We start from the raw sequence: 5,154 nt of genomic DNA, 5'->3' as shown, positions 1-5,154 counted from the left end.
AGCCTTCTTTCGGATCCACCCGTACCTCACGTGGACGTTGAGGCTTCCCATAAAAATGACGAATTGCTCATTCACACCGTGATTAAGCGCGTGTACGATATTCGGGCAGATGACGCTCGTTTGCGCAGGCTCATTCATTTGCCTCGGGAGAAAAGAGGTCACTATTTTGATTCCCTGCGAAAAAATTATCCCATCCGGAGAGAATTTTGGAATACCCGGGTAACACTGAGAAACGGGACGCAGAGACAACACGAAAAATTGAAAATCCTGGGTTTTCAGGTTAATTCAGAGGACTGAAAATGGTTATCGGAAAAAGTTTGGAAGAAGGGTTTCTTTCGGAAAGCGATATGCGTGAGTTGTTTGAGAAGGCGTTGGAAAAGCTTTCCCTGAAGGATAAAAAGGTTTTGGCCATTATTCCCGATCATACGCGAACGGCGCCGATGGACATCTTTTTTAAAATTCTCTACGAAACAATCGGGCACACCGTAAAATCACTGGATTACCTGATTGCTCTGGGAACGCACCCCGAGGAACCCATTGAATCCATCCTGAAGCGAATGGGCATCACGAAAGATGAATGGCTGACGAAATATAAAAATGTCCATTTTTTCAATCACCAGTGGAAAAATCCGGACGCGCTTCAAACGCTCGGAACTCTGACTGCCGATGAAATTGAAAAACTTTCGGGCGGGTTGATGCGGGAAGAGGTTCCCGTTCAAATTAATAAATTAATTTTCGATTACGATCAGCTATTTATTATCGGGCCCACGTTTCCGCACGAAGTGGTCGGGTTTTCGGGAGGAAACAAGTACTTTTTCCCCGGTATCTCGGGGGAGGAAATCATTAACTTTTTTCACTGGTTGGGTGCGGTTATTACGAACATGGAAATTATCGGCCGAAAATGGACGGCCACCCGCGCCGTGGTTGACCGTGCGGCACAATTGATTCACATTCCGAAACTCCTGTTTGCCTTTGTGGTCAATCCCGAAAAAATAGCCGGGCTGTTCATCGGCCCTCCCGAGGAGGCCTGGGAAAGGGCGGCGGATCTTTCCGAAAAGCTGCACATCGCCTACAAGGATCATCCCTACAAATTGGTTCTGGGAATCGCTCCGGAAATGTACGACGATATCTGGACCGCTGGCAAGGTCATGTACAAGTCGGAACCCGTTATTGAGGACGGGGGAGAGGTGATTATTTATGCCCCGCATATTTCGGAAATCTCGTATGTGCATGGCAAACTGTTGGATCAGGTGGGATACCACGTTCGGGATTATTTTTTGAAGCAGGCGGAGAAGTTTGCCTGGGTGCCGGGGACAATTAAAGCGCATTCCACGCACGTTCGGGGAGTGGGAACGTTTGAAAACGGGGTGGAAAAACCACGCGTCCAGGTAACCCTTGCCACGCAGATTCCAAAAGAGCGGTGTGAAAGGGTCAATCTCGGTTTTCGCGATTTTCGGACGATTCGCATTGAGGACTTTCTGGATCGGGAAGATGAGGGGATTTTGGTGATTCCCCACGCCGGGGAGAAATTGTTTCGTTTGAAGAAATAGTCAGGCTGGAGAGGCCTGATCTTTTTCGGACGGGATTGACAGAATCAGGACGTGTGGCTGAAGGGGATCTGCGGCTTTTGGGAAAACGTTTTGGCAACAACTGAAAGATGTCGGGTAGAAACTATTTGAAAAAAGACGGCGAGGTAGAGGAGGAGCGCGTTTTATGAAAAAGCCCAAAAACGTGGTAGTGGCTCAATCCGGCGGACCGACGCCGGTGATTAACAATTCGCTGCGGGGTGTAGTTGAAACCTGTCAAAAATACCCCGAAATGTTCGGAACCATTTACGGGGGATTCCACGGAATTGAAGGGGTTTTAAAAGAGGAATTGTTGAATCTTTCAGTGCAGTCGCGGGAAGAAATTGCTCTCTTGCGTACCACTCCCGCGGCGGGTTCCATTGGAACCTGCCGCTATAAATTGAAGGCGCATCAAAAAGGGGATTTTGAACGCATTCTGGAGGTATTTCGTGCGCACGATGTGGGGTACTTTTTTTACATCGGCGGGAACGATTCCATGGATACGGCTCACAAGGTGAGTGTACTGGCGGCTGAAGAGGGGGTCGAATTGGTGGCTGTTGGGATTCCGAAAACCATTGACAACGATGTGGGGGATTCGGCCTTTCGGCTCATCGATCACACGCCGGGCTACGGCAGTGTGGCCCGCTACTGGGCGTACGCCATTCAGAATGCCAACGAGGAAAATCGGGGCTCCAGCCCGTCCGATCCCGTGCTGGTGATTCAGGTCATGGGACGAAAGATCGGATTCATCCCGGCGGCGGTTCGCCTGGGCGACCCGAATCGGGAGATGCCCCTGCAAATCTACATGCCGGAATCGGGGCTTTCGCTGGAAGAATTGGCGGACAATGTGAACCGGGAACTTTCGCACAGCGGGCGGTGCTTGGTCGTGGTAAGCGAAGGATTTGACGTTGGGAATATTGGCGAGATGAAGGATGCTTTTGGTCACACGGAGTTCAGTGCCAGCCAGACCACGGTTCAGCAGGTGGTGGTGAACTATTTAAATCGCGTGGGATTAAAGGCGCGCGGCGTGGCCCGGGGACAGGTGCCCGGCACCGACCAGAGACACGCCATGATTTACGCGTCTGTTCCCGATCTGGAGGAGGCCTACGGTGTGGGAGCAAAAGCGGTGGAAATGGCCCGGGCGGGTCAAACCGGTTTTATGGCGACAATCTTGCGACATCCCGGAGAGACGTATTCCGTCTATTTCGATCAGGTTCCTCTGGAAAAGGTCGCGAACTCGGAACGTAAATTTCCGAAGAATTGGCTGGCGGAGAACCGGATTGACGTCACAGATGAGTTTGTGGCGTACGCCCGGCCTCTGATTGGCAGCGAGTGGGTGAGCATCCCCATTGTGAATGGCATTCAACGCTTCACCCGATTTCAACCCGTCTTTGCTGAAAAAAAACTTCCGGCCTATGTGCCTCAAGCCTATCGGTAAAAGGGTTAAAAATGCAATGGGGGATTTTGGTTTTCAATCCACCCCCTGAGTCGAGAAAAAGAGTTGTGTTCTGTTTTTTAGGGCACCAGTTCAATATTTTTATGAATCATTGGGCTAAAGCCCGGAGGGTATTTGATTTCAATTTCATCCACGACCTGAAGGTCGTGGCAATTCAAAAAAACTGAACTCGTTGAAACAGCTTTTAATAAATGCGTATTCTAATTCTAATAAGGGAAGCGGGGTTAGAAATAACGGGAACCCTTTCAATTGTTTTAAAAATTTGAGCAAATGAGGGGTGCATTAGGATCGAGTCTTTTTGAACAGGCACAAGAATCCGGAAACCTGACTTGCCACGACCTTCAGGTCGTGGCCAAAGAGGCTTTTCCTTAAAATGGGCTTTAGCCCAATAGACTATTGGGCTAAACCAGAGAAAATTTCGAATTTCCCGAATTCAGGTTTTCAAAGCAACCGGAAGGGATGTCCTATAAACCTTCTTTGGAAGAATGAATGTTTTCTGTTCGACAAAGAATTTTATTTGTCAAATTTTGTGAAAACAAATCCACAAAAATTCCAGTAAAGCCGGAAAGAAGTGTCTAAAAACATGAGGAGAATGTGGAATGATTTCTGAAGCACAAAAACCGCTGGCGGAATTTAAACCCAAACACGATTATTTTGTCGGAATTGATTCCGATGGATGTGCATTTGACACGATGGAGCTCAAACACAAGGAATGTTTTATTCCTAATATTGTCAAACACTGGGAGCTGCAGGCCGTCTCAAAATATGCCCGGGAGGCGGCGGAATTCGTAAACCTGTATTCCAAATGGCGGGGGATTAATCGGTTTCCGGCGCTGGTAAAGGTTTTTGATCTTCTTCGGGAACGCCCGGATGTGCAACGGAGAAATGTCACCATCCCCGACGTTCCTGCCTTGAGGAAGTTTATCGATTCCGGGGTTCCGCTTGGAAATCCGGCCCTGAAAGAGGCTGTTCAGAAAACAGGCGACCCCATTCTCAAACAGGCACTCGTTTGGAGTGAAGCCGTCAATGCAACCATTGCCGATATGGTTCACGGTGTGCCTCCCTTTCCGTTTGTTCGGGAAAGCCTGCAAAAACTTTCCGAACAGGCGGATGTGATTGTGGTTTCGGCCACACCCGGTGAGGCCCTTCAGCGGGAATGGAAGGAGCACGGCATTGATGCCTTTGTTTCCATCATTGCGGGTCAGGAGATGGGCAGTAAAAAGGAACATCTTCGCCTGGCCACAGCCGGGAAATATCCGCCGGGTCACGTCTTAATGCTCGGCGATGCGCCCGGTGACAGGCGCGCAGCGAAAGCGAATGGCGTGATGTTTTATCCGATCAATCCCGGGCACGAAGAAGCCTCCTGGGAGCGATTTTACAATGAGGTGCTGGATCTGTTTCTGGAAGGCAACTACACGCCTGAGGTGGAAGAGAAATTCAATCGGGAGTTCGACACCTACCTGCCGGAAAATCCGCCGTGGAAGGTGACTTCAACTTAACCCGACATGAGCATCCGGTGCATTTTTTATGCCCCTAAAATTCGTGAAAATTCGTGGGAGATTTTTAAAACAGATGCAGGAAAACGCTTTGGCTCCTGAGGTTGTCGCGAAAATTCTGAAAAAATTTCTTGTAATTTTAGATCGAAATACTTAAATTTCAAAACAAATAAATGTAATTTCTGATTTTACAATAAAATGACGTATTTCCAAAAATTTCGGACAGTTAAAATGAGGACTGGTTTATGAACAAAAGGATTGCTCTTGGATTGGATTTTGGAACGGAATCGGGCCGTGTAATCCTTGTAGATGGAGAGAGTGGCAGGGAACTGGCAACTGTGGTAAAAAACTACCCGCATGGGGTGATCGATTCGGTTCTGCCAAACGGCAAAACCCGCCTGGAACCGGAATGGGCCCTCCAGCATCCGATGGATTATCTCACCGTGGCTCAGGATATTATTCCGGAGGCGCTGAAACAGGCGGGCGTACGTGCGGAGGACATTGTCGGGATCGGGGTGGATTTTACATCCTGCACAATTTTACCGACCCGGACTGATGGAAAGCCGCTGTGTTTGCTGGATGAATTTAAGGATGAACCGCATGCGTGGGTCAAGCTGTGGAAACATCACGCGGCTCA

The 5,154-nt window shown here is 49.0% G+C and carries 5 protein-coding genes; all 5 read left to right on the top strand.

Features of this window, described 5'->3' with window-relative positions:
* On the top strand, positions 1-297 hold a 297-nt coding region (locus tag GXO76_07635; GenBank protein NOY77723.1), incomplete at its 5' end, for a DUF3410 domain-containing protein.
* A 2-nt stretch (positions 298-299) separates the two neighbouring features.
* On the top strand, positions 300-1,550 hold the full coding sequence (locus GXO76_07630; protein NOY77722.1) for a DUF2088 domain-containing protein: 1,251 nt from the start codon (positions 300-302) through the stop codon (positions 1,548-1,550).
* Positions 1,551-1,713: 163 nt separating this feature from the next.
* Positions 1,714-3,003, top strand: a complete 1,290-nt coding sequence (locus GXO76_07625) for a diphosphate--fructose-6-phosphate 1-phosphotransferase (protein ID NOY77721.1) — start codon at positions 1,714-1,716, stop codon at positions 3,001-3,003.
* 617 nt (positions 3,004-3,620) lie between these two features.
* The gene (locus GXO76_07620; protein NOY77720.1) at positions 3,621-4,520 is read left to right on the top strand and encodes an HAD family hydrolase; all 900 of its coding nucleotides are present in this window, start codon (positions 3,621-3,623) and stop codon (positions 4,518-4,520) included.
* Positions 4,521-4,762: 242 nt separating this feature from the next.
* The coding region (locus GXO76_07615) for a ribulokinase (GenBank protein ID NOY77719.1) at positions 4,763-5,154 on the top strand (392 nt) is incomplete at its 3' end.

The organism is Calditrichota bacterium, from assembly GCA_013151735.1.
Taxonomy (GTDB): Bacteria; Zhuqueibacterota; JdFR-76; order JdFR-76; family BMS3Abin05; genus BMS3Abin05.
This window is presented reverse-complemented; position numbering and strand designations above follow the sequence as displayed.